We start from the raw sequence: 22,569 nt of genomic DNA on the forward strand, positions 1-22,569 counted from the left end.
GATGCCCCGCGCCGCAACATGCGACGCTCGAGCCGGTCCCAGAACAAGCACGCCGCAGCTCGAACGGTGGGCTTCAGGCAAGTCTTCGGGCAAGTGAGTCATGGGTGGACGGGTTGTCGAGAACGAAGCATTGGGCGTTGGGTGCGGTCATCGCTGCACTGTGCTCGTTCGCCTATGCAAAAGTAACGAGCATGCCGCATGGAGCCGGGGGCGGCGGTTACAGCGGTTACCCGCATGCCGCGGAGCATGCCATGCGCGGCGATGCTCGCGGCGAGAGCCGTTACTACGGCGCCGCCAACGTCAGAGTGTCCCGCAGCAATCCGGCCGACCGCAACGCGCGCTTGCCGCGCGGCGGGGCGAACCTCCGTGGCGGTAACTACGCCGGCGGCTTTGGCAGCTACAACCCGGCAATGCCCCGTGTAGGCGGAGCGGGCGGATATCCCGGCGAGCGCCGCGGCGGCTTGCAGTACGCCGGCGCAATCACCCCAGTCAGTGCCGAATCACGCCCGGTGCCGCGTCCACCGGGCAATGCGCCGGTTCGCGCCGGCTCGATTCGCGCCGATGTCGCGCGCTACAACGAAGAGCGCGGCTCGTCGCGCGCAATGCCGCGCCAAGCGGACGATCCGCGTCGGTCAGAAGGCTCCCCTTACCGCAATTAGGCGCCGCGAGGCATCGCGACGCATCGCGAGACCCCGCGAGACCCCGCGTCGAAAAAATGCGGTCGTCGCCGGCTGGTTCTTTGACGCGTTTCGCGGGGGCCGGCCCACGGCGCGACAAGCGCCCCTCACCCGCGCGAACTGCGCTACCGCCTCTTATCTCCCTGTTGCCCTCGTCGCCGCATTCACGTGATGCGGATAAACCGCTGCGCCAAATCGCGGCTGAAATTCGCTGCCACCTTCCTTCAAATCGGATATTCCGGCTTTCAAACCGGCTAGCCGCGACTTCATGCTCCGCCGCCGTCCAGAAAACCTCTGTCAAGGTGACGTGTAGACGCCACACTTTTTTGAAAATGCTCGGCAAGAAAGGGCCTCCCGTCGTCAAATTTCGTCGTTTCTGTTGCGGCGCGTCACCTGTATGGCATCTCGACCGTTATCACCCGGTCGGGCGTATCGTCAGCGCCGCCTGGCGGTGCGCCGCGCGGCATGCGGCGACGCAGTCATGGCGGGCACAGCCAAGGCTTTATCAGGCCGATAACCGACAAAACTAATCAGACCGATATACCCGCAATAACCAGAGATATTTTTGTTCATAAAAATGGTCCGCAAAGATGGTCCCGCCCAGATTGGCTCGACCATCGAACGGACGACGACAACGGTTCGCGCGAGCTACCCCTTTTCGCGCAGCCACACCCTTTTTGACAAAGACAGGAGAACCCATGAAAACAAGCATCAGCCGTGCGCTGAAGACCACCCTCAAGGCAACCGTGTGTGCCGCTTTGCTGGCCAGTGCATCGTCGGCTTTTGCGCAATCGAGCGTACAACTCTACGGCCAGGTCGACGAATGGGTCGGCTCGCAAAAATTCCCGGATGGCCATAGCGCGACGCAAGTGTCCGGCGGCGGGATGTCCACGTCGTACTGGGGCTTGAAGGGGGCTGAGGATCTGGGTAACGGCTACAAGGCGATCTTCACATTGGAAGGCTTCTTCCGTGCGCAGAACGGCGCGTTCGGCCGCTTCACCGGCGACACGATGTTCTCGCGCAACGCGTACGTCGGTATCGAATCGCCGTACGGCACGGTGACCGCCGGCCGTCTGACGACGCCGCTGTTCGTGTCGACGATTCTGTTCAACCCGTTCATCGACTCGTACGTGTTCTCGCCGATGGTCTATCACGTGTACCTCGGGCTCGGCACTTTCCCGACGTACTCGACCGATCAGGGCGTGACGGGCGACTCGGGCTGGAACAACGCGGTGTCGTACGCTTCACCGAACTTCAACGGCCTGAGCGCGACCGCAATGTATGCCCTCGGCAACACCGCGGGTCAGAACAGCTCGAAGAAGTGGAGCGGCCAGGTGCTGTACTTCCACGGCCCCTTCGCGGCGACCGCGGTGTATCAATACGTGAACTTCAACAACGCTCCAAGCGACCTCGGCAGCGCGGCTGCGTCGGGCATTCCCGGCCTGAAGAGCCAGAGCGTCGCACAGGTCGGCATGTCGTACGACCTGAAGTATGTGAAGTTCTTCGGCCAGTACATGTACACGTACAACGACCAGACCATCACGAGCTGGCACGTGAACACGGCGCAAGGCGGCGTGTCGGTGCCGGCCGGCCCGGGCACGGTGATGGCGTCGTACGCGTATTCGCGCGACGGCGGCGGCTTCGACCAGACCCGTCAGACGGCCGCAATCGGCTACGACTATCCGCTGTCCAAGCGCACGGACGTCTACGCGGCGTACCTGTACGACCACATCAGCAACCAGTCGAGCGGCAACACGTACGGCGTCGGCCTGCGCGCGAAGTTCTGAGCGCGGCAGTTCCACGCCTGATTTTGCAAACCCCGCCTTCCGGTCAGGAAGGCGGGGTTTGTCGTTTCTGGGGCGTTTCTGGGGCGTTTCTGGGGCGTTTCTGGGGCGTTTCTGGGGCGCGTCCACCGCCGATTTGCCGACCAGTCTTTGATAAACCCGGCAAAATATCGTCGATTGATTCCAGAAGCGAGCGATTGAGATGGATACCCTCGTCAGCATGAAAGTGTTCCGGCATGTGGTCGAAGTCGGCAGCTTTGTCGGCGCCGCCGAACGGATGGAGATGTCGGCGGCGATGGCGAGCAAGCACGTGATGCACCTCGAACAGCAGCTCGGCGCGCGTTTGCTGAACCGCACCACGCGGCGCGTCGCGCCGACCGAAGCCGGCCGCGAATACTACGAGCGCCTCTCCCAGGTGCTGACCGAACTCGAAGAAGCCGAGCAGGTGGTCGGCGCGGCGAGCGTCGTGCCGCAAGGGCGCTTGCGGGTGTCGTCGCTGTCGGCGTTCGGCCTGAGTCACGTGATGGCCGCGGTGGCCGATTACGCCGCGCAGTATCCGCAGGTCACCGTCGACATGACGTTGTCCGACCGCGTGGTCGAACTGATCGACGAAGGCTTCGACGTCGCGATCCGGGCCTCGCCGGGCGGCCTCAAATCGTCGTCGCTGATCGCGCGGCAGATCGCGACCGCGCACCTCGTGCTGTGCGCCTCGCCCGCTTATCTGCGCCGGCACGGCACGCCGAAGACGGTCGCCGACCTCGCGCGCCACAACTATCTGCAATACGCCGGCGTATCGGCACTCGAGATCGCCCCCGCGACCGGCGACGCCACGACGCGCGTGCGCCTCACCGGCAATCTGATCGTCAACCACCTGGAAGCGCAGCGCGTGATCGTGCTGCAAGGCGCGGGTATCGCGATGCTCGGCACCGAGGTGATCGGCGACGATCTGGCGGCAGGGCGCCTCGTGCCGCTGCTGGTCGACGAAGTGCCGCCGCGCGAGTTGCCGATCCACGTCGTGTATGCGAGCCGCCGGCATTTGTCCGCCAAGGTGCGCTCCTTTGTCGATTTCCTGGTCGAGCGGTTCGCGAATGAAGCGCTGTGGCCGTCGCTCGAACAGATCAAGGCGTTGGCGGTGCGCTAGGCCTGCGCGGACGGCGCAGGCGCGGCAAGCCGTTTGGCTATACTGGTTGCCAGCACCCATACGCGTAACGATCTTGGGGGAGACATGACCGATCTGTCCACGCCGCAGCGCGCCGGCGGGCACAAGCTGCCCGCGGGCCGGCGCCTGCGTTTCGTCACCGCCGCTGCCTTGTTCGACGGCCACGACGCGTCGATCAACATCATGCGGCGCATCCTGCAAGCGAGCGGCGTCGAGGTGATCCACCTCGGCCACAACCGCTCGGTCGATGAAGTCGCCACCGCCGCGCTGCACGAAGACGCCGACGGCGTCGCCGTGTCCAGCTACCAGGGCGGCCATAACGAATACTTCCGCTATCTCGTCGACCTGTTGCGCGCGCGCGGCGGCGAGCGCATCAAGGTGTTCGGCGGCGGCGGGGGGGTGATCGTCCCCGAGGAAATCGCCGAACTCGAACGCTACGGCGTCGAGAAAATCTATTCGCCGCACGACGGCCAGCGGCTCGGCCTGCAAGGCATGATCGACGACATGATCGGGCGCTGTGCCCAGGCCGTGCGTGAAGCCGCGGCGGTGAAGCCGAATCCGCTGGGGGAACTGGTCGCCGGATTTGCGGCAGACGGCTTGCCGCGGTTCAATGCTCGCTCCGATGACCACAAGGCAGACGCAGCAGACGCAGCAGACGTAGCAGACGCAGCCGACGCAGCCGACGCAGCGGATGCAGCAGACGCAGCAGACGCAGCGCACGCAGCGCACGCAGCGGATGCGGCGGATGCAGCAGACGCAGCAGACGCAGCCGTCCAGGCGCGAAGCGGCGGCGCAGCGGCCGATCCTGCAACGCTCGTATTCCGCCGGCTCGCCCGCTTGATCAGCGCGTTCGAAGCAGGCCGCGTCAACGCCACCGAGCAGGAGGCGCTGTCGAGCATCGCCAGGTCGGCGGAGATTCCTGTGCTCGGCATCACCGGCACAGGCGGCGCCGGCAAATCCTCGCTCACCGACGAACTGATCCGCCGTTTCCGTCTCGACTACGGCGACGCGCTCACCATCGCCGTAGTCGCATTCGACCCGTCGCGCCGCAAGTCCGGCGGCGCGTTGCTCGGCGACCGCATCCGCATGAACGCGATCGGCGATTGGGGCGGCGGGCCGCGCGTGTACATGCGTTCGATGGCGACGCGCGAAGCGTCGAGCGAAATCTCCGACTCGCTGCCCGGCGCGCTGATGCTATGCAAAGCCGCGGGCTTCGACCTGATCATCGTCGAGACCTCCGGGATTGGTCAGGGCAATGCGGCGATCGTGCCGTTCGTCGATGAATCGCTCTACGTGATGACGCCGGAGTTCGGCGCGGCGAGCCAGCTGGAAAAGATCGACATGCTCGACTTCGCCAGTTTCGTCGCGATCAACAAGTTCGATCGCAAAGGCGCGCCGGATGCATTGCGCGACGTCGCGAAGCAGGTGCAGCGCAATCGCGGCGATTTCGCCCGCGCGCCGGATGCGATGCCGGTGTTCGGCACGATCGCCTCGCGCTTTAACGACGACGGCGTGACCGCGCTGTATCAGCACGTCGCCGAGGCGCTGCGCAGGCATGGCTTGCGTCCGGGCTGCGGCCGTCTGCCGACGCTCGAAGACGTACGCTTTTCGAGTGGCCGCAACGCGATCGTGCCGCCCGCGCGCGTGCGTTACCTGGCGGACGTTGCGCAGACCGTCCACGCCTATCGCGAGCGTGCGCAAGCGCAGGCGCGTGTGGCGCGCGAACGCTGGCAGCTCACCGAAGCGCGCCGCATGCTCGGCGAGGCAAACGCGGAAGCCGAGGCCGACGCAAAGGCCGACGCAAAGGCCAACGCAAAGGCCGATGCAAAGGCCGATGCAAAGGCCGATGCAAAGGCCGATGCAAAGGCCGATGCAAAGGCCGATGCAAAGGCCGATGCCGAGGTCAATGCAAAGGCCGCGAAACAAACTCAAGCCCGACTGGACAAGCTGATCGAGCAGCACACCGCCGGGCTCGGCGAGCGCGAACGCAAGCTGCTCGACGCGTGGCCGCAAACCGTAGCGGCTTATTCCGGCGACGAACACATCGTCCGGATTCGCGACCGCGAAATTCACACCGCGCTGACTGTCACGACGCTGTCGGGCTCGACGGTCCGCAAAGTCGCGCTGCCCAAGTTCGTGGACCACGGCGAAATCCTGCGCTGGCTGATGCTCGACAATCTGCCCGGTTATTTTCCGTTCACTGCGGGCGTGTTTCCGTTTCGCCGCGAGAACGAAGACCCGACGCGGATGTTCGCCGGCGAAGGCGATCCGTTCCGCACCAATCGGCGTTTCAAGCTGCTCTCCGAAGGCATGCCGGCCAAACGTCTTTCGACGGCATTCGATTCGGTCACGCTATACGGCGAAGAACCGCACGAGCGGCCGGACATCTACGGCAAGGTGGGCAATTCGGGTGTCTCCGTCGCGACGCTCGACGATATGAAAGCGCTCTATGACGGCTTCGATCTCTGCGCGCCGGAGACGTCCGTTTCGATGACGATCAATGGCCCCGCGCCGACGATCCTCGCGATGTTCTTCAACGTCGCGATCGACCAGCAGATCGCACGCCTGAACGAAAGGCTGCAACAGGAAGGGCGCGAGCCCACTGGCGAAGAACTTGCCGCGGCCCGCCGCCATGCGCTGGAAAACGTGCGCGGCACCGTGCAGGCGGATATCCTGAAGGAAGACCAGGGCCAGAACACCTGCATCTTCTCGACCGAGTTCAGCCTGAAAGTGATGGGCGATATTCAGGGGTACTTCGTCGAGCATCGCGTGCGCAATTTCTATTCGGTGTCGATCTCGGGATACCACATCGCCGAAGCCGGCGCGAACCCGATCTCGCAGCTCGCCTACACGCTGGCGAACGGCTTCACGTATGTCGAGGCGTATCTCGCGCGCGGCATGTCGATCGACGATTTCGCGCCGAACCTGTCGTTCTTCTTTTCGAACGGCATGGACCCGGAGTACACCGTGCTGGGCCGCGTCGCGCGCCGCATCTGGGCAATCGCGATGCGCGAACGTTACGGCGCGAACGAACGCAGCCAGAAGCTCAAGTACCACGTGCAGACGTCGGGGCGCAGCCTGCACGCGCAGGAAATCGACTTCAACGACATTCGCACCACGCTGCAAGCGCTAATTGCGATCTACGACAACTGCAATTCACTGCACACCAATGCCTTCGACGAGGCGATCACCACGCCCACCGAGGAATCGGTGCGCCGCGCGGTCGCGATCCAGTTGATCATCAACCGCGAGTGGGGGCTTGCGAAGAACCAGAACCCGAATCAGGGCAGCTTTGTGATCGAGGAACTGACCGATCTGGTGGAAGAAGCGGTGCTGGCGGAATTCGACCGCCTCACCGAACGCGGCGGCGTGCTCGGCGCGATGGAAACCGGCTATCAGCGTGGACGGATTCAGGACGAGTCGATGCTGTACGAGCATCGCAAGCACGACGGCTCGTATCCGATTGTCGGCGTGAATACGTTCTTGAGTTCGCATCCGCATGAGGCGCCGCAGCCGATCGCGCTCGCCCGTTCCACCGACGACGAAAAGCAGAGCCAGTTGAAACGCCTGCGCGACTTCCAGGCGCGGCATCGCGACGACGCGCCCGCGGCGCTTGAACGCCTGAAGTGCGCGGTCATCGACGACGAAAACGTGTTCGCGGTGCTGATGGACGTCGTGCGCGTTTGCTCGCTCGGGCAAATCACGCACGCGTTGTTTGAAGTGGGCGGACAGTATCGCCGCAATATGTGAAGCCTGGGCTTACTGCGGCTCGCTTCGAGTAGAGCCGCAGTAACCCCCGCAGTAACCCCGTTACCAGGTCATGGAAAGAGATGCGCCTTAGCGCGCAATCCCCAGCCGCGCCTTCGCGTCGTTATATTCCTTCGACAGGCGCTGGACCAGTTCGCCGACGCTCGGCACGTCGTCCATCAGGCCGACGCCCTGGCCTGCGCCCCAGATGTCCTTCCACGCCTTCGCCTTGTCGCTGCCGAAGTTCATCTTGGTCTTGTCCGATTCCGGCAGCGCATCCGGGTCCAGTCCTGCGTTCACGATACTTTCGCGAATGTAGTTGCCGTGCACGCCGGTAAACAGATTCGTGTAGATGATGTCCGATGCGGTGGAGTTGACGATCGCCTGCTTGTAGCTGTCCACGGCATGTGCCTCTTTGGTCGCGATGAAACGCGTGCCCATGTATGCGAGGTCCGCACCCATTGCCTGCGCGGCGAGAATCGAGCCGCCGTTGGCGATCGAGCCCGACAGCACGATCGGGCCGTCGAAAATACGCCGCACTTCACCAACCAGCGCGAACGGCGAGGTCGTGCCAGCATGGCCGCCGGCGCCCGACGCCACCAGGATCAGACCGTCGACGCCCGCTTCCAGCGCCTTCTGCGCGTGGCGCAGATTGATCACGTCATGCAGCACGATGCCGCCGTAGCTATGCACCGCGTCGACGATTTCGCGTGCCGGCGCGCGCAGGCTGGTGATGAAGATCGGCACCTTGTGTTCGACGCACACGCGCACGTCGTGCTCGAGCCGCGTATTCGACTGATGGACGATCTGGTTCACGGCGATCGGCCCGATAATCGCATCGGGATTGGCCGTCTTGTGCCCGGCGAGCTGAGCCTGAATCTGCGTGAGCCATTCGTCGAGCAATTCAGCCGGGCGGGCGTTCAAGGCCGGAAACGAGCCGACGACGCCGGCCTTGCATTGCGCCAGCACGAGTTCGGGATAGCTGACGATGAACATCGGCGAGGCGACGACGGGCAGCGCGAGTTTTTGCAGGATGGCGGGCAATGCCATGGTGCGAGTCTCCTGATTAGCAGACCGGTGCGGCGTTGAGCGCCCGGCGGTTCATTGAGTTTAGCGGCACATCGCGCGCGTTGCGCTGAAGCTGGCTAGCGTCACGCTGTCATCACAGCGTCGCCGCGCATCTGCCACATCGGCGTTCAGAATGATGCCCAGAATTTAAGAACGGTCGTTCGATTATAGGCGAAGCGGATGAACCGTGTTCGGCATGTTCGTTTAGAACGGTTGGAAGGAGTGTTCAGGTTCTATGCCTGTGTGGGCTATCCCACCACGTACCGACATATTGCCCTCCTACAATGCTCAGACTCCCAAATAACTAGAGACCTGCTATGGCCTTCGAGGATTTCACGCCCTTTTGCGTCGCCTTGGGCGATGTCGATATTTTCGGAGTGAAGGGCGGAGCGGGGCCGCCGCTTCTGTTGCTGCACGGTCATCCGCAGACGCATCTGATCTGGCGGCGCTGCGCCGCGAAACTGGCCGAGCATTTCACCGTCATCGCGACCGACTTGCGCGGCTATGGCGCATCGGGCAAGCCGCCGAGCGACGCGGAGCACACGCCGTATTCCAAACGCGCGATGGCCGCCGATCAGGTCGCCGTGATGCGCCACTTCGGTTTCGAACGCTTCATGGTGTGCGCGCACGATCGCGGCGCGCGCGTCGCGCACCGGATGGCGCTCGATCATGCGGATGCCGTCGAGCGTTTGATGCTGCTGGATATCGCGCCGACGCTCGCGATGTACGAAGCCACCGACCGCGCCTTCGCAACGCATTACTTCCACTGGTTCTTCCTGATCCAGCCGGAACCGCTGCCCGAGACGCTGATCGGCGCGAATCCGGCCGCTTATGTCGACGCGGTGATGGGCAGCCGTCACGCGGGCCTTGCGCCGTTCGAACCCGACGCGCTCGACGCCTATCGCTCGGCACTCGCGCAAGCCGGCGCGGTGCATGCGATGTGCGAGGATTACCGCGCGTCGGCGAGCATCGATCTCGACCACGACCGCGCCGATATCGAACGCGGCCACAAGATCGGCTGCCCGCTGCGCGTGCTATGGGGCGACAAAGGCGTGATCGGGAAGTGCTTCGACGCGCTCGAGGAATGGCGTCACGTGGCGCGCGACGTCAGCGGCCGTTCGCTGTCATGCGGGCATTACATTCCCGAAGAGGCGTCGGACGAACTTGTCGCTGAAATGTTGTCGTTCTTCGAAGCGGTCGAACAGTAAGCGCATCCTGCCCAATGCCGCGCGCTCCGTTCAGCCGAGCGGCGGCAAGCGGCGTGCGACCGGCGTCGATTTGACGATCGCGGTGCTGGTCTCCGCGCGCTCGGTGACTTTCGCGAGAATCTCGTCGAGCTGCTCGATCGAATGCAGGTACAGGCGGCAGATGAAGCAATCGTCGCCCGTCACCTTGTCGCATTCGACAAACTCCGGAATCCGCCGGATCACTTCTTCCACCAGATGCAACTGGCCGGGCAACGGCTTCACGCGCACGATCGCCTGCAGCGTGAAGCCGAGCGCGCGCGGGTCGATCTGCACGGTGAAGCGCTCGATCACGCCTTGCGCTTCGAGACGGCGCACGCGCTCGGCCGTACTCGGCGCCGACAAGCCGACACGCCGCGCCAGTTCGCTGACCGGCTGGCGTGCATCTTCGGCGAGCGCGGCGAGCAGCGCGCGGTCGGTTTCGTCGAGCGCGGCGGGTGCAACGGGAGCAAGGCGTTTGGCCATGATTGCCTTCGATTTTTAGGTGTCTGCGCGAGAATGCTTAAGTTTAACCATATATTCGCGCGATCGGATTAATTACACTGCGTCTCATGCAGGAATCAATTCGAGGATCGAATCATGGCGTCAAATGAAATCCGCCGCGGCGCGGCTGAAATGACAATGGCGATGCTGATGTCCGGCACCATCGGCTGGCTGGTGGTGTCGTCGCAGCAAAGCTCGTTCAACGTGGTGTTCTTTCGCTGCATCTTCGGCGGCGCGACGCTGGCACTGGTGTGCGCCGTGCTCGGCCTGTTCAGGCGCAAGCTCTTCTCGTGGAAGATGCTCGGACTCGCGTTGCTCGGCGGCGCGGCGATCGTCATCAATTGGGTGTTGCTGTTCGCCGCCTATTCACGCGCGTCGATTTCGATGGCGACAGCCGTCTATAACACGCAGCCTTTCATGCTGGTCGCACTGGGCGCGCTGGTGTTTCGCGAGCGCATTAGCGCGTCGACGGTCGCGTGGCTGGTGGTCGCGTTCATCGGTCTCGTGTTTGTCGTGAAGGTCGAGCCGGCGGTGCTGGCGGTGCCGGGACAGTACCTCGTCGGCGTCGCGTATGCGGTGGGCGCGGCGGCGATGTATGCGGTCTCGTCGATCATCACGAAGCGGCTCAAGGGCACGCCGCCGCATCTGATCGCGCTGATCCAGGTCGGGCTCGGCGTCGTGATGCTCGCGCCGTTCGTGCGCTTCGACGCATTGCCGACCACCGGCGCGCATTGGCTCGAATTGATCGTACTCGGCATCGTCAACACGGGAATCATGTACGTGCTGCTTTACGGCGCGATTCAGAAGCTGCCGACTTCGATGACCGGCGCGTTGTCGTTCATCTATCCGGTGGTCGCCATCATCGTGGACCGAGTCGCGTTCGGGCAGACGCTCGCGTGGATTCAGGTGCTCGGCGCAGCGCTGATCCTGCTGGCGGCGGCCGGCGTCAATCTCGGCTGGCGGATCGTGCCGCAAAAGCGCTTGTCTTCTACCTGATTGCTTCGATTCGATAGCTTCGGCCGGTTCGTGCCGGCCCGGTTACTTCAGCCTGAGTGCGTCGGCCCGATTATCGCCGGGCCGCAGCCGCAGCCGCAGCCGCAGCCGCAGCCGAAGCCGAAGCCGAAGCCGCAGCCGCAGCCGCAGCCGAAGCCGAAGCCGAAGCCGAAGCCGAAGCCGAAGCCGAAGCCGAAGCCGAAGCCGCCAATGCTACGGATTCCGGATCATTTGCCGGCGAAGGCATTGTTCAAGTTGTTAATATGGACGGACTAGTCAGCCGTAGTCGGCATGACTACGAGGCTTTGTAACATCGCGTGTATGCGGGTTTAAAAGGCGGCGTCAACGTTCTGTAGGGAAATCACCGATGCGCTCAAAAAACGGGCGCGCGTATCATCCCTTTTGACGCTGATCACGTCCGACAGAATTTGCGCCGCTCGCCTCGATGGTCGAGCGGCTTTTCTTTTGGTGGCGACGGTTTTTGCTTGCCGTTTCGAGCGCGGAAGGCGCGCCAGACAATACGTCAGGCCCGACGTGCGACGACGCGCTCGCCGTCGATTTCCAGCGGCCCGCTCTTGCCGGCCAGTTCGCCGACAATCGTCCGCACCAGCGTTGGCCATTCGCCGCGCGGCTCGAGCATCGACGCGGCGGCGCGCATCACGGCGGCGTCGCCGAGCATCTGCAACAACGTGTCGAAACTCATCGCGCTGACTTCGAGCAGCTTGAACACGATCAGCACCTTCAGCGCATTCCTGGCATTGCGCGCGGGGTCGGCACGCAACCATGCGACGCGCGAAAACGCCCGTTCGAGCGCCGGTTCGACATTCGTGAACGGCGCACCGTGACCGGGGATCACCAGCCGCACATCCAGCTTCGCGATGGCTTCGAGCACCGCCTGTTCTTCGGCGAAACCGCTTTCACCTTCCAGCTCGGGAAATATCACGCCAAAGCCGTTTTCCCACAGCGCGTCCGCGCTGATCAGGATGCGCTCGTCCGCGCAATACAGCATCAGCGAATGCGGATCGTGACCGGGTGCGCCGAGCACTTGCCAATCGAGCGCGCCGAGCGTCAGATGCGCGCCGGGCGCGATCGTCCCGGTGAAGGTGAAGCGCTCGCAGGTTTGGCCGGTGGCGCGAAACGTCAGACGCGCTTCGTCCCAGTCGCGCACCGCCTCGGCTTCGGAGGCGGGAATCGCAGTGCGGCACGGCCACGTTGCCTGCAATAGCGCGTTGCCGCCGCAGTGATCCGAATGCAGATGCGTATTGACGATCAGATCGAGCGGCCGCGCGCCGAGCGCCTGCCGAACCAGTGCGAGCGTTTGCGATGCGTGCGTCGCGTAACCGGTATCGACGAGCGCGGCGCCGTTGTCGTCGGTCAGCAGCACGTTGTTCGACGAAAGCCAGCCGCGCTCGAAGACCCGGATCGAATCGGGCAGCGTGATCATGACGCGCTCGTGTTCAAATGCGCGGCGTTCATCGCCGCACCTGCGCTTGCCTCGCCATGAACTCCGCGTGGCGTGCCTCGATCGCGTCCCAGACCGCGCGCCTGGCGTCGTCGTCGAACGACGACCAGCCGGCGATCTCGTCGATGGTGCGCAGACACCCTTCGCACCAGCCGGTCGACGCATCCATCCTGCACACGCTGATGCAGGGCGACGGCACGGCAGCGCCGTCGTCTTCGTTGTCGATGCCCGGTGTCATGGCGTCATGCCGTCTCGCGCAGCGCCACGTCGATCACCGGCGCGCCCGTCAAGGCCAGCAGTTCCTGCGCGGTCAGGTTGAACACCGCATGCGGATGACCGGCCGCGGCCCATAAGCTGTCGAGTTCGAGCAGATCCGCATCGATCAGCGTGAGCGGCTCCGTGGCGTGGCCGATCGGGCACACGCCGCCGATCGCATAGCCGGTTTTTTCGCGGACGAACTTCGCATCCGCACGGCCGATCGCGCCGACCTGCGCCGCCACTTTCTTCTCATCGACGCGATTCGCGCCGCTCGCGACCACCAGTATCGGTGCGTCGTCTTCGCAGCGGCGAAACAGAATCGACTTGGCGATCTGTGCGACCGAACAGCGGAGTCCGGCCGCGGCTTCGGCGGAAGTCTTGCCGGTTTCCGGCAGCATCACGATCCGGCCGGCGTGACCGCGTTCGCGCAACAGCAGCGCGACGCGGCGCGCGGAGTCGGGCAGCGCGGCGAGATCGTCGGATTCGAGGGAGGCGTGGTCCGTCATCGTTCTATTTCCTTCCTGAGTGCAGAAGTCAAACACAGTTGGCTTGTTCGCTGCGCGCCTTGGCGAGCAGCGCTTTGCCGGCGCGCGACACATTGGGCCGGCCAATCGACGTCGAAATGAAATCGCCGATCGCGACGACTTGCGCGAGGTCGACGCCGGTCTCGATGCCGAGGCCGTGCATCAGATACAGCACGTCTTCGGTCGCGACGTTGCCAGTCGCACCCTTCGCATACGGACAGCCGCCGAGTCCCGCCACCGACGCGTGATAAATCTCGATGCCTTCCTGCAATGCCGCGTAGATGTTTGCGAGCGCCTGGCCATAGGTGTCGTGGAAGTGGCCCGACAGACGTTCGCGCGGAAACACCTTCGTCACCGCCTCGAACACTTCGCGTGTGCGCTTCGGCGTGCCGACGCCGATCGTATCGGCGATATCGATCTCGTCGCAGCCGAGCGCCGCGAAACGCTCGACCACGTCGACCACCGACGCCACCGGCACCTCGCCCTGATACGGGCAGCCGAGCGAACACGACACGCTGCCGCGAATCCTCACGCCATGCTCCTTCGCCGCCTGCGCGACCGGCGCGAAGCGGTCGATGCTTTCCGCGATGCTGCAATTGATGTTCTTCTGCGAGAACGCTTCGCTGGCCGCGCCGAAGATCACGATCTCGTCCGCGCGCGCGGCGAGCGCGCCTTCGAAGCCGCGCAGGTTTGGCGTCAGCACCGAGTAGATCGTGCCCGCGCGGCGCTCGATGCCGGCCATCACGTCGGCGCCGTCGGCCATTTGCGGCACCCATTTCGGCGACACGAACGAAGCCGCTTCGACGTTACGAAAACCCGCTGCGGACAAGCGATTGATCAGGTCGATCTTGATCGCGGTGGGGACGAATTCTTTCTCGTTCTGCAGTCCGTCACGCGGACCGACTTCGACGATTTTGACTTGTTGGGGCAAGGCCATGATGTGTCTCCTGTGTCGACCAGAGTTGGCGCTTTAGCGCTTACTCTGGTCCCATGTAACGTGTTACCGCGCGTGGCGGCGCTCCTTCATTGATGTTCCGCTGTGCTCACTCGGTGTTCAATACCCGCGGCCGATATCCACTACGCCGCTCACCGTTTCGCCGCGCATCAGCGCGGTGATTTTCTGCGCGACCTGCGCGACGCTTTCTTCGCGCAAGGTAAGCGCCGAGATATGCGGCGTGATCGTGATGCGCGGTTCCCGCCAGAACGGATGATCGAGCGGCAACGGTTCTTCGCGGAACACGTCGAGCGTCGCGGCGGCGAGCTGGCCGCTCGCGAGCGCTTCGAGCAGATCCCGTTCGACCAGATGGCCGCCGCGTGCGACGTTGATCAGGTACGCGCCGCGCGCCAGCTTCGAGAAGGTGCGCGCGTTCAACACGTCGCCCGTATCCGGTGTATGCGGCAGCAGATTCACCAGCACTTTCACGCCGTCGAGAAACGCATCGAACTGCGCTTCACCGGCAAACGTCGTGACGCCGTCGATTTGCCGCGCGCTGCGGCTATAACCGCGCACCGGCATGCCGAACGCCGCGACCGCTTGTGCGACATGCGCACCGAGCACGCCGAGCCCGAGCACGCCGACCGTGAAAGTCTCACGCGGATGCGCTTCGAGTTCCTGCCAGCGGCGTGCGGTTTGCAGCGTCTGGTATTCGTCGAAGCGGCGCATGTAACGCAGCACCGCATGCGTCACGTACTCGGCCATTTGCGGCGCCATGCCGGTGTCCTCGAGCCGCACCAGTTTCGCGTTGCGCGGCAGCGTGCCGGGCCGCTCATGCTCGAGCGCGAGAATCGCATCGACGCCCGCGCCGAGGTTGAAGATCGCGCGCAGATCGTCGCGGCCCGCCAGCATATCGCGCGGCGGCCGCCACACAACCGCGAAGTCGGCCGGCGCGGTGTCGCCCGCTTGCCATTCGCGCAGTTCGGCAGCGGGCAGCACGCGGGCAAAGTCGTGCAGCCACGAGGCGGCGTCGGCATGCGGCATGTAGAAGAGGATTTTCATACGGTCCGGAAAGTGTGCGCGTTGTCGACGCCTGTGACGGAAAAGGCCGCGCGCAACGGCTGCAACGCACGCAGCTTGACGGACGACGCTTGCGACATGGGGCCTCTCCTTTTATGGATAGGCTTCATTCTACTTTTTCGATGCGAATCGCGTGCGTTTCCGCACGAGCGTGCGGTTTGACGGGCTCGCATGGCTCGCGGGGCACGAGCTCAGTGTGGGCCGGAGCCGGGTACCGCTGGCCCTGTTCGCCGGCCCATTTGTCCGATAAACAAAGCACAAAAACTTGGTTCGTCCGTGCGGCGCCGGGCGGGACAATAACTTCCCCGATTCCGGCAGCGAGGGACAGACATGCTTTCATGCACCAAATCGACATGGCCGCCGCGGCTCGTCACGGTCCCCGGCTTGCACGGCAGCGAAGGCGCGCATTGGCAAACGTGGCTCGAACGGCAATTCGCGCGCTCATTGCGTGTCGAGCAGGCCGACTGGGACGCGCCGGACGTGGCCGGCTGGGCACAGTCGCTGCGCAAGCTGCTGGCAAGCGAGCGCGGGCCGTTCGTGCTGGCTGCGCATAGCTTCGGTTGCCTCGCGGCCGCGCATGCTTTGCAACAGGCGTCGTATGTCGCCGATGTGGTTGGCGTGCTGTTCGTCGCGCCGGCGAGCCCGGAGAAATTCGCGTTCGCCGGTCCGTTCGAAGCGCGGCGCCTCGGCGTGCCGTCGATTCTGATCGGCAGCGAGACGGACCCGTGGATGCCGCTCGCCAGTTCGCGCGATCTCGCGCGGCGTTTCGGCAGTGCGTTTGTCAATCTCGGCGATGCGGGGCATATCAACACCGCAGCGGGATTCGGCCCATGGCCGCGGGCGAAGTATTTCGTCGACACGCTGGTGCACTGCGCGGCGCCGCTGCGCTTTCGCGAGGAGACGTTCGAGGCCGTGCAGCACGCGGTCGTTTGAGTTCTCGCCAGGCGGTTGAACATCGGGCACCGGGCAAGTGAACAAGTAAGCGATCCGTTAGAATCCCGCTTCACGCCGCATCTTCATGCAGCTACAGGTTTCATCATCGACAGGCGGGGGCAAGATGGCAGGCAAGACGGGGACATCGCGCTGGCTGGCAGCGGGCATGACGGCAATGACGCTCGCGCTCGGCGGCGTTTCAACGGCGCACGCGGACGCGCCGCTGCTCAACGTGTCATACGACGTGACACGCGAGCTGTACAAGGACATCAACGCGAGCTTCATCACGGCGTACAAGCAGAAGAGCGGCGAGATCGTGTCGATCCGCCAGTCGCATGGCGCATCGAGCGCGCAGGCGTTGTCGGTGTTGCAAGGACTGCAGGCGGATGTCGTGACGATGAACCAGCCGAACGATATCGACCTGCTCGCGGAAAAGGGCCAACTGGTGCCCGCCAACTGGCGCGCGCGTCTGCCGGACGACAGCGCGCCGTACACCACGACGATGGTGTTCCTCGTGCGCAAGGGCAACCCGAAGCACATCAAGGACTGGGACGATCTCGCCAAGCCTGGCGTGCAAGTGGTGATCGCCAATCCGAAGACTTCGGGCAACGGCCGCTACACGTATCTCGCGGCATGGGGTTATCGCAAGCAGCACGGCGGCACCGACGCGCAGGCGCTCGACTTCGAAAAGGCGATCTTCAGGAACGTGCCGGTGCTCGACACCGGCGGTCGCGGCGCGACGACCACGTTCACGCAACGCGGCATTGGCGACGTGCTGGTGACGTTTGAAAACGAAGTGGCGCTGATGAACAGCGGCGTGGGCGCGGGCAATTTCGAAGCGGTGTACCCGTCGGTCAGCTTGCTGGCTGCGCCGCCCGTGTCGATCGTCGATAAGGTGGTCGACAAGCGCGGCACGCGCAAGGAAGCGCAGGCGTATCTCGACTATCTGTGGACGCCGGCCGCGCAGGAAATCATCGCGCAGCATCATCTGCGTCCGCGCGACAAGAACGTGCTCGCCAAGCACGCGGCCGAGTTCAAGCCGATCAGGACCTTCACCGTCGAAGAGACGTTCGGCAGCTGGCAGAAAGCGCAGCAAACGCATTTCTCCGATGGCGGTACGTTCGATCAGATCATCGTCGACAAGAAATAAGTCTGGACTTGACGATGCAAAAAGGCCGCCTCGGAATGAACTGACCCCGCAAAGTTGGACATCCGTCCAACGATTTGGGGTGCAGTTCAGAACGAGGCGGCCTTTTGTATTGCCGTGCGTGTATTACCGTGCGTTTGCTACACCGCTCGATACTTAGTTCGGTGCGGCATAGGGGGTGTGATCGTGCGCGCAGCCATGCTCGCAACCGCTCTGATCCAGCGGCATCTGCTGCGCCGCTTCCGCGCGAATGCCGAGGCGTTCGAGCAGCTTGCGGTCCGCTTCCGCTTGCGGATTGCTGGTGGTCAGCAATTGATCGCCGTAGAAAATCGAATTCGCGCCGGCGAGGAAACACATCGCCTGCAACGCTTCGTTCATCTGCTCACGGCCGGCCGACAGACGCACCATCGCGCGCGGCATCGTAATGCGTGCAATCGCGATCGTGCGCACGAACTCGAACGGATCGATCGCCTCGGTGCCGGTGAGCGGCGTGCCTTCCACTTGCACCAGATTGTTGATCGGCACCGATTCCGGATACGGATCCATGTTCGCGAGCTGCGCGATCAGACCGGCGCGTTCGCGGCGCGATTCGCCGAGCCCGACGATGCCGCCGCAGCACACGTTGATGCCCGCATCGCGCACGCGTTCGAGCGTGTCGAGACGGTCCTGATACGTGCGCGTCGAAATGATCTGGCCGTAGAACTCCGGTGACGTATCGAGGTTGTGGTTGTAGTAGTCGAGCCCCGCTTCGCGCAGACCTTGCGCCTGGTGCGTTTCGAGCATGCCGAGCGTCACGCAGGTTTCGAGCCCCATCGCTTTCACGCCGCGGATCATGTCCTTGATCGGTTCCAGATGACGATCTTTCGGATTGCGCCACGCGGCGCCCATGCAGAAACGCGTCGCGCCGTTTTCCTTGGCGACGCGCGCGGCGGCCAGCACTTCGTCGACCGGCATCAGCTTGTCGGCTTGCAGGCCCGTGTCGTGATGCACCGACTGCGGACAATACGCGCAATCCTCCTCGCAGCCGCCGGTCTTGATCGACAGCAGCGTCGACAGTTGCACGGTGTTGGCGTCGAAATGTTCGCGATGCGTTTGCTGCGCGCGGAACATCAGATCGTTGAACGGCAGTTCGTACAGCGCGACGATGTCGGCGACACGCCAGCGGGCCACCTGCGTCGCGCCGGCGGCGTTATTGTTGTTCGGGGCGGCCGTGTCGGCTGGCGTCGGAGCGATGTTCAGTTGCGTCATGTCGTCAATCCTCATGGATGGATGGATATGATGGTTTATCGGCGCTGCGCGTTGCGCAGCGTCTGTAGAAGCCGGTTGATGTCGAGCTGATCCGCAGCGAGCTCCGCCGCGAACTCCAGTGAGGCAGGGCTCAAATGCGGCACGATGCCGAGCAGGGGCGCGTCGTGTTCGCGCGCGAGATGCTCGCGGATCGAGGCGATGTTTTCGTCGGGGAACGTCATGTCCGGATCGATGCGATTCGCGACCCAGCCCGCAAGCGTGAGGCCGCGCGCCGCGATCGCTTCGGCGGTGAGCAGCGCATGGCTGATGCAGCCGAGGCGCAGGCCGACCACCAGCACGACCGGCAGCTTCAACGCGACGGCGAGATCGGCGGTGTCTTGCGTGGCGGTAAGCGGCACGCGAAAGCCGCCCACGCCTTCCACTACGACGATATCCGCGCGCTTCAAAGCCTGCGCATGGCAATCGACGATGTGCGCGATATCGAACGTGATGTTTTCCAGTGCGGCAGCGATATGCGGCGCGGCGGGTTCTTTCAGCAGATACGGCGTGCGCATTCCGGGCGGCAGCAACACGCTCGACGCGGCATCGAGTCGATCCGCGTCGTCGTTGTGCAGCACGCCGTTCGATTCGAATGCGCCGGCGGCGATCGGCTTCATCGCGGCGGCTTGCAGGCCTTCGCGAACGAAGCCGCGCAGGAGTGCGGCGGACACGAAGGTCTTGCCGATTTCCGTATCGGTGCCGGTGACGAACAGGGACAACGGTGCGCTCATGCCGCCTTCGCTCCGAGTTGTTGCAAGCCAGCGTCGAGCCGGTCCAGATCCGCGTGCGAATGCGCGGCGGACAACGAAATGCGCAAACGCGAGGTGCCGCTGGGCACGGTCGGCGGACGGATTGCCGGCACCCACAAACCGGCGCGATCGAGCGTGGCCGCCATGTCCAGCGTGGCGTCATTCGCGCCGATGATCAGCGGCTGCACGGCGGTATGCGAATCGACCGGCAACCACGGCGTTGCCTTCAGCATGGCGCGGGTGCGCGCGATCAGTTGCTGCAAATGCGCGCGCCGCGCGTCGCCTTCTTCACCGCCGATGATGCGCAGACTCGCCGACACCGCATGCGCTGCGGCAGGCACCGAAGCGGTCGTGAAAATATACGGACGCGCGCGCTGCACGAGCCATTCGATCACGGTCTCATGCGCGACGACGAACGCGCCCGACACCCCCGCGGCCTTGCCGAGCGTGCCGATCGAAATCAGATTCGGTGAGCGCAATGCGGCCTGCGCGACCGCGCCGCGTCCTTGCGGACCGAGCACGCCGAAACCGTGTGCATCGTCGACGATCAGCCATGCGCCGTACTGTTCCGCGAGTTCGAGCAGACGCGGCAGTGGCGCGATGTCGCCGTCCATGCTGAATACCGTATCGGAGACGATTACTTTGACGTCCGCATCCGACGCGTCGAGCATCGCGCTCAACGCATCCATATCGACGTGCGGGTAGATCTGCACGTCAGCGCGCGACAGGCGTGCACCGTCGATCAGCGAGGCGTGATTCAGCGCATCGGAGAAGAGCGCCGTGCCGCGCCCCGCGAGCGCGGTGAGCGTCGCGAGATTGGCCATGTAGCCGGTGCTGAAGTAGAGCGCGCGCGGCGTATCGACAAAACCGCCGGCGAATGCGGCGAGATCGTCTTCGAGTTGCGCATGTGCACGCGAGTGGCCGCCGAGCAGATGCGAGCCGCCGCTGCCCGCGCCATAGCGCTGCGCGCCTTCGGCGATCGCGGCGATCAATTGCGGATGCGCGGCGAGACCGAGGTAGTCGTTACTGGCGAAGCCGATGATCTCGCGGCCGTCGACCGTCATGTGCGCGGCGCACGGCGTGTCGGCCGTGCGGCGGCGACGGCGCAGGCCGCGTTCGTCGATTTCCTTGAGTCCTTGTGCGAGCGTGTCGAGCAAGTGCATTAGCGGGTCTCCGCGAGCGTCGCTTCGAAGGTCTCGCGGGTGCGCGAGGCGAGCAGCGCGAGCTCTTCGTCGTCGAGAATGTATGGCGGCATCAGGTACACCGTGGTCGAAATCGGGCGCAGCAGCAGTTCGTGCTGCAACGCGTTTTCGAAGAAGCGGCGCGAGAATGTTCTGGCATGCTGAGGGTCGTCGATCACCGCATCGAACGCGAAGATCGTGCCGCACTGACGCAGATTGCGCACTTGCTTATGTTCGGCAAGCGGCGCAAGCGCGGCCTTCAGTTTCGCGGACTTCTGCGCGTTGACCGCGAGCACGTTGTCGCTCGCGAACAGATCGAGCGTGGCGAGCGCGGCGCGGCACGCGAGCGGATTACCGGTGTACGAGTGCGAGTGCAGGAAGCCGCGCGCGGTGTCGTCGTGATAGAAGGCGTCGAAGATTTCATCGCGCGACAACACGATCGACAACGGCAGATAGCCGCCGCTGATGCCTTTCGACAGACACAGGAAGTCCGGCCAGATGCCGGCCTGTTCGCAAGCGAAGAAAGTGCCGGTGCGTCCGCAACCGACGGCGATTTCATCGGCGATCAGATGCACACCGTATTGATCGCACAACGCGCGCAATCCGGCGATATACGACGCGTCGTGCATCGCCATGCCGGCCGCGCATTGCACGAGCGGCTCGACGATCAAGGCGGCGATCTTCGTGGCGCGGGCTTCGAACAGCGAGCGGACGTTATCGAGCGCGCGGCGCGCGACGTCGGCCGCGGTTTCGCCGGGTTGCGCGAGGCGCGCATCGGGCGAAGCGGCCACGTGCGCGTTGCGGATCAGCGGATCGTAGGCATCCTTGAAGAGCGCGACGTCGGTGACGCCGAGCGCGCCGATGGTTTCGCCGTGATAGCTGTTGGCGATGCAGACGAATTCCTGCTTGTCCGCGAAGCCGCGATTGCGCCACGAATGGAAGCTCATCTTGAGCGCGATTTCGACGGCGGATGCGCCGTCGGATGCAAAGAACGCGTGGCCGAGCGTGTTGTGGGTGAGCGCGCTGAGGCGTTCGGCGAGTTCGATCGCGGGTTCGTGCGTGCAGCCGGCGAGCATCGCGTGTTCCAGCGTGTCGAGCTGGTTTTTCAATGCCGCGTTGATGCGCGGGTTGGCGTGGCCGAACAGGTTGACCCACCAGGAGCTGATCGCATCGAGATATCGATGGTTGTCGCGATCGTAGAGCCACGCGCCTTGACCTCGCGCGACGGGCACGAGCGGTAAGCGTTCGTGATGCTTCATCTGGGTGCAGGGATGCCAGACGGCACGCAGGCTGCGGGTGATCCAGTCTTCAGGGGATGCTGACTTGTCCAAAAGGTACTCCGAGGTGCTTTTTTCGCCGCTGCACGGCTGGCTTTTTTAGGGCCATTTCATCGCGCCGCGGGGTTTTCTCATCGCGCGGCGCGCGGCCTTGGCGGGCGTGCGGGGTCGAGATTAGCGGTTTATTTCGTGCTGTGCACTAGCGGTTTGAGGTGGGTTTTTGCCGGCGGCGCTGAGGTTGTTGGCTGTTCGCTGCAGGTGATTTCAGTTTGGGTCCGAAGGTCGCGGATCGGCGGAGTTAGCGACGGCAAAGTAGTGGAACCCTTTGGGCGGGGATTTGGGGTTTTTGCCTTTGGCGGCGGCAATATATCTGTTTGCCTACGGTGGTGGTCTTGGTTTTTTTGCCTGCGCGGCGCTTTTGTTCGTGCTGCCTACGGCGTTGGTCTTGGCTTTTTTGCCTGTGAGGCGCTTCTTATGTCTGTTTGCCTACAGCGTTAGTCTTGGCTTTTTGCCTGTGCGGCGCTTTCTGGTTGTGTTTTCCTACGGCAGTGCCTTTCGCTGTTCTGACTTCTTTGGCCTTTC

Annotated in this window: 22 protein-coding genes; 10 read left to right on the plus strand and 12 right to left on the minus strand. The window is 64.0% G+C overall.

Going from position 1 to position 22,569, the window contains the following annotated elements; all coding sequences use genetic code 11:
* Positions 1 to 251: 251 nt before the first annotated feature.
* Positions 252 to 659 (plus strand): hypothetical protein, encoded by a 408-nt coding sequence (locus AC3WLT_RS33625; RefSeq protein ID WP_492595925.1) that lies wholly within the window; start codon positions 252 to 254, stop codon positions 657 to 659.
* A gap of 453 nt (positions 660 to 1,112) precedes the next feature.
* On the opposite strand, the gene AC3WLT_RS33630 is transcribed toward AC3WLT_RS33625, so the two are convergent.
* Positions 1,113 to 1,250, minus strand: coding sequence for a hypothetical protein (locus tag AC3WLT_RS33630; RefSeq protein ID WP_492595926.1), 138 nt, complete (start codon positions 1,248 to 1,250; stop codon positions 1,113 to 1,115).
* 125 nt (positions 1,251 to 1,375) lie between these two features.
* Between AC3WLT_RS33630 and AC3WLT_RS33635 the strand changes: the two genes are divergently transcribed.
* The 3 genes from AC3WLT_RS33635 (at position 1,376) to AC3WLT_RS33645 (ending at position 7,370) form a co-directional block, all read left to right on the plus strand.
* Positions 1,376 to 2,464 carry a porin gene (locus AC3WLT_RS33635; RefSeq protein WP_492595927.1) on the plus strand — a complete coding sequence of 363 codons (1,089 nt, stop codon included), beginning with the start codon at positions 1,376 to 1,378 and terminating at the stop codon, positions 2,462 to 2,464.
* 199 nt (positions 2,465 to 2,663) lie between these two features.
* On the plus strand, positions 2,664 to 3,602 hold the full coding sequence (locus AC3WLT_RS33640; protein ID WP_492595928.1) for a LysR family transcriptional regulator: 939 nt from the start codon (positions 2,664 to 2,666) through the stop codon (positions 3,600 to 3,602).
* Between the two features lie 84 nt (positions 3,603 to 3,686).
* Positions 3,687 to 7,370, plus strand: a complete 3,684-nt coding sequence (locus AC3WLT_RS33645) for a methylmalonyl-CoA mutase family protein (protein WP_492595947.1) — start codon at positions 3,687 to 3,689, stop codon at positions 7,368 to 7,370.
* A gap of 87 nt (positions 7,371 to 7,457) precedes the next feature.
* On the opposite strand, the gene AC3WLT_RS33650 is transcribed toward AC3WLT_RS33645, so the two are convergent.
* Complete coding sequence (locus tag AC3WLT_RS33650) at positions 7,458 to 8,417, minus strand: NAD(P)H-dependent flavin oxidoreductase (RefSeq protein ID WP_492595929.1); 960 nt, start codon at positions 8,415 to 8,417, stop codon at positions 7,458 to 7,460.
* Between the two features lie 335 nt (positions 8,418 to 8,752).
* Here AC3WLT_RS33650 and AC3WLT_RS33655 point away from each other — a divergent pair, with 335 nt between their 5' ends.
* A complete protein-coding gene (locus tag AC3WLT_RS33655) occupies positions 8,753 to 9,643 on the plus strand; it encodes an alpha/beta fold hydrolase (RefSeq protein ID WP_492595930.1) in 891 nt (296 codons plus the stop codon).
* A gap of 30 nt (positions 9,644 to 9,673) precedes the next feature.
* On the opposite strand, the gene AC3WLT_RS33660 is transcribed toward AC3WLT_RS33655, so the two are convergent.
* A complete protein-coding gene (locus AC3WLT_RS33660; RefSeq protein ID WP_492595931.1) occupies positions 9,674 to 10,144 on the minus strand; it encodes an Lrp/AsnC family transcriptional regulator in 471 nt (156 codons plus the stop codon).
* 114 nt (positions 10,145 to 10,258) lie between these two features.
* Here AC3WLT_RS33660 and AC3WLT_RS33665 point away from each other — a divergent pair, with 114 nt between their 5' ends.
* Complete coding sequence (locus AC3WLT_RS33665) at positions 10,259 to 11,158, plus strand: DMT family transporter (protein WP_492595932.1); 900 nt, start codon at positions 10,259 to 10,261, stop codon at positions 11,156 to 11,158.
* Positions 11,159 to 11,214: 56 nt separating this feature from the next.
* On the plus strand, positions 11,215 to 11,466 hold the full coding sequence (locus AC3WLT_RS33670; RefSeq protein ID WP_492595933.1) for a hypothetical protein: 252 nt from the start codon (positions 11,215 to 11,217) through the stop codon (positions 11,464 to 11,466).
* A gap of 212 nt (positions 11,467 to 11,678) precedes the next feature.
* Here AC3WLT_RS33670 and AC3WLT_RS33675 read toward each other — a convergent pair whose 3' ends face one another.
* From AC3WLT_RS33675 to AC3WLT_RS33695, 5 genes are all read right to left on the minus strand, one after another.
* Positions 11,679 to 12,599, minus strand: a complete 921-nt coding sequence (locus AC3WLT_RS33675; protein ID WP_492595934.1) for an MBL fold metallo-hydrolase — start codon at positions 12,597 to 12,599, stop codon at positions 11,679 to 11,681.
* A gap of 28 nt (positions 12,600 to 12,627) precedes the next feature.
* A complete protein-coding gene (locus AC3WLT_RS33680) occupies positions 12,628 to 12,855 on the minus strand; it encodes a DUF1289 domain-containing protein (protein ID WP_492595935.1) in 228 nt (75 codons plus the stop codon).
* A gap of 4 nt (positions 12,856 to 12,859) precedes the next feature.
* A complete protein-coding gene (locus tag AC3WLT_RS33685; protein ID WP_492595936.1) occupies positions 12,860 to 13,381 on the minus strand; it encodes a YbaK/EbsC family protein in 522 nt (173 codons plus the stop codon).
* 28 nt (positions 13,382 to 13,409) lie between these two features.
* Positions 13,410 to 14,336: a hydroxymethylglutaryl-CoA lyase gene (locus tag AC3WLT_RS33690; protein WP_492595937.1), complete on the minus strand. Its 927-nt coding sequence runs from the start codon at positions 14,334 to 14,336 to the stop codon at positions 13,410 to 13,412.
* Between the two features lie 117 nt (positions 14,337 to 14,453).
* Positions 14,454 to 15,395: a 2-hydroxyacid dehydrogenase gene (locus AC3WLT_RS33695; protein WP_492595938.1), complete on the minus strand. Its 942-nt coding sequence runs from the start codon at positions 15,393 to 15,395 to the stop codon at positions 14,454 to 14,456.
* A gap of 348 nt (positions 15,396 to 15,743) precedes the next feature.
* Here AC3WLT_RS33695 and AC3WLT_RS33700 point away from each other — a divergent pair, with 348 nt between their 5' ends.
* Together AC3WLT_RS33700 and AC3WLT_RS33705 are read left to right on the plus strand one after the other, a co-directional pair.
* Positions 15,744 to 16,346 carry an RBBP9/YdeN family alpha/beta hydrolase gene (locus AC3WLT_RS33700; RefSeq protein ID WP_492595939.1) on the plus strand — a complete coding sequence of 201 codons (603 nt, stop codon included), beginning with the start codon at positions 15,744 to 15,746 and terminating at the stop codon, positions 16,344 to 16,346.
* Between the two features lie 124 nt (positions 16,347 to 16,470).
* Entirely contained in the window at positions 16,471 to 17,496 is a 1,026-nt protein-coding gene (locus AC3WLT_RS33705) for a sulfate ABC transporter substrate-binding protein (RefSeq protein ID WP_492595940.1), read from the plus strand.
* Positions 17,497 to 17,649: 153 nt separating this feature from the next.
* Here the strand turns inward: AC3WLT_RS33705 and bioB are convergent, their stop codons facing one another.
* The 4 genes from bioB to bioA are packed head-to-tail and all read right to left on the minus strand — an operon-like array spanning position 17,650 to position 22,041.
* Entirely contained in the window at positions 17,650 to 18,741 is a 1,092-nt protein-coding gene (bioB, locus tag AC3WLT_RS33710; RefSeq protein WP_492595941.1) for a biotin synthase BioB, read from the minus strand.
* A gap of 35 nt (positions 18,742 to 18,776) precedes the next feature.
* Positions 18,777 to 19,511, minus strand: a complete 735-nt coding sequence (gene bioD, locus AC3WLT_RS33715; protein WP_492595942.1) for a dethiobiotin synthase — start codon at positions 19,509 to 19,511, stop codon at positions 18,777 to 18,779.
* Positions 19,508 to 20,692 (minus strand): 8-amino-7-oxononanoate synthase, encoded by a 1,185-nt coding sequence (gene bioF / locus AC3WLT_RS33720; protein ID WP_492595943.1) that lies wholly within the window; start codon positions 20,690 to 20,692, stop codon positions 19,508 to 19,510. The genes bioD and bioF overlap by 4 nt, the downstream gene beginning before the upstream one ends.
* The gene (gene bioA, locus AC3WLT_RS33725; protein ID WP_492595944.1) at positions 20,692 to 22,041 is read right to left on the minus strand and encodes an adenosylmethionine--8-amino-7-oxononanoate transaminase; all 1,350 of its coding nucleotides are present in this window, start codon (positions 22,039 to 22,041) and stop codon (positions 20,692 to 20,694) included. The genes bioF and bioA overlap by 1 nt, the downstream gene beginning before the upstream one ends.
* Before the next feature lie 271 nt (positions 22,042 to 22,312).
* On the opposite strand from bioA, the gene AC3WLT_RS33730 reads away from it, so the two are divergent.
* On the plus strand, positions 22,313 to 22,569 hold a 257-nt coding region (locus AC3WLT_RS33730; protein WP_492595945.1), incomplete at its 3' end, for a hypothetical protein.

This window comes from Paraburkholderia sp. FW306-2-2C-D06C (genome assembly GCF_058781505.1).

Coding starts and splice junctions, on each gene's coding strand:
- AC3WLT_RS33625 (WP_492595925.1), top strand. CDS start 252: ATGCGCGGCGATGCTCGCGGCGAGAGCCGTTACTACGGCGCCGCCAAC.
- AC3WLT_RS33630 (WP_492595926.1), bottom strand. CDS start 1,250: ATGAACAAAAATATCTCTGGTTATTGCGGGTATATCGGTCTGATTAGT.
- AC3WLT_RS33635 (WP_492595927.1), top strand. CDS start 1,376: ATGAAAACAAGCATCAGCCGTGCGCTGAAGACCACCCTCAAGGCAACC.
- AC3WLT_RS33640 (WP_492595928.1), top strand. CDS start 2,664: ATGGATACCCTCGTCAGCATGAAAGTGTTCCGGCATGTGGTCGAAGTC.
- AC3WLT_RS33645 (WP_492595947.1), top strand. CDS start 3,687: ATGACCGATCTGTCCACGCCGCAGCGCGCCGGCGGGCACAAGCTGCCC.
- AC3WLT_RS33650 (WP_492595929.1), bottom strand. CDS start 8,417: ATGGCATTGCCCGCCATCCTGCAAAAACTCGCGCTGCCCGTCGTCGCC.
- AC3WLT_RS33655 (WP_492595930.1), top strand. CDS start 8,753: ATGGCCTTCGAGGATTTCACGCCCTTTTGCGTCGCCTTGGGCGATGTC.
- AC3WLT_RS33660 (WP_492595931.1), bottom strand. CDS start 10,144: ATGGCCAAACGCCTTGCTCCCGTTGCACCCGCCGCGCTCGACGAAACC.
- AC3WLT_RS33665 (WP_492595932.1), top strand. CDS start 10,259: ATGGCGTCAAATGAAATCCGCCGCGGCGCGGCTGAAATGACAATGGCG.
- AC3WLT_RS33675 (WP_492595934.1), bottom strand. CDS start 12,599: ATGATCACGCTGCCCGATTCGATCCGGGTCTTCGAGCGCGGCTGGCTT.
- AC3WLT_RS33680 (WP_492595935.1), bottom strand. CDS start 12,855: ATGACACCGGGCATCGACAACGAAGACGACGGCGCTGCCGTGCCGTCG.
- AC3WLT_RS33685 (WP_492595936.1), bottom strand. CDS start 13,381: ATGACGGACCACGCCTCCCTCGAATCCGACGATCTCGCCGCGCTGCCC.
- AC3WLT_RS33690 (WP_492595937.1), bottom strand. CDS start 14,336: ATGGCCTTGCCCCAACAAGTCAAAATCGTCGAAGTCGGTCCGCGTGAC.
- AC3WLT_RS33695 (WP_492595938.1), bottom strand. CDS start 15,395: ATGAAAATCCTCTTCTACATGCCGCATGCCGACGCCGCCTCGTGGCTG.
- AC3WLT_RS33700 (WP_492595939.1), top strand. CDS start 15,744: ATGCTTTCATGCACCAAATCGACATGGCCGCCGCGGCTCGTCACGGTC.
- AC3WLT_RS33705 (WP_492595940.1), top strand. CDS start 16,471: ATGGCAGGCAAGACGGGGACATCGCGCTGGCTGGCAGCGGGCATGACG.
- bioB (WP_492595941.1), bottom strand. CDS start 18,741: ATGACGCAACTGAACATCGCTCCGACGCCAGCCGACACGGCCGCCCCG.
- bioD (WP_492595942.1), bottom strand. CDS start 19,511: ATGAGCGCACCGTTGTCCCTGTTCGTCACCGGCACCGATACGGAAATC.
- bioF (WP_492595943.1), bottom strand. CDS start 20,692: ATGCACTTGCTCGACACGCTCGCACAAGGACTCAAGGAAATCGACGAA.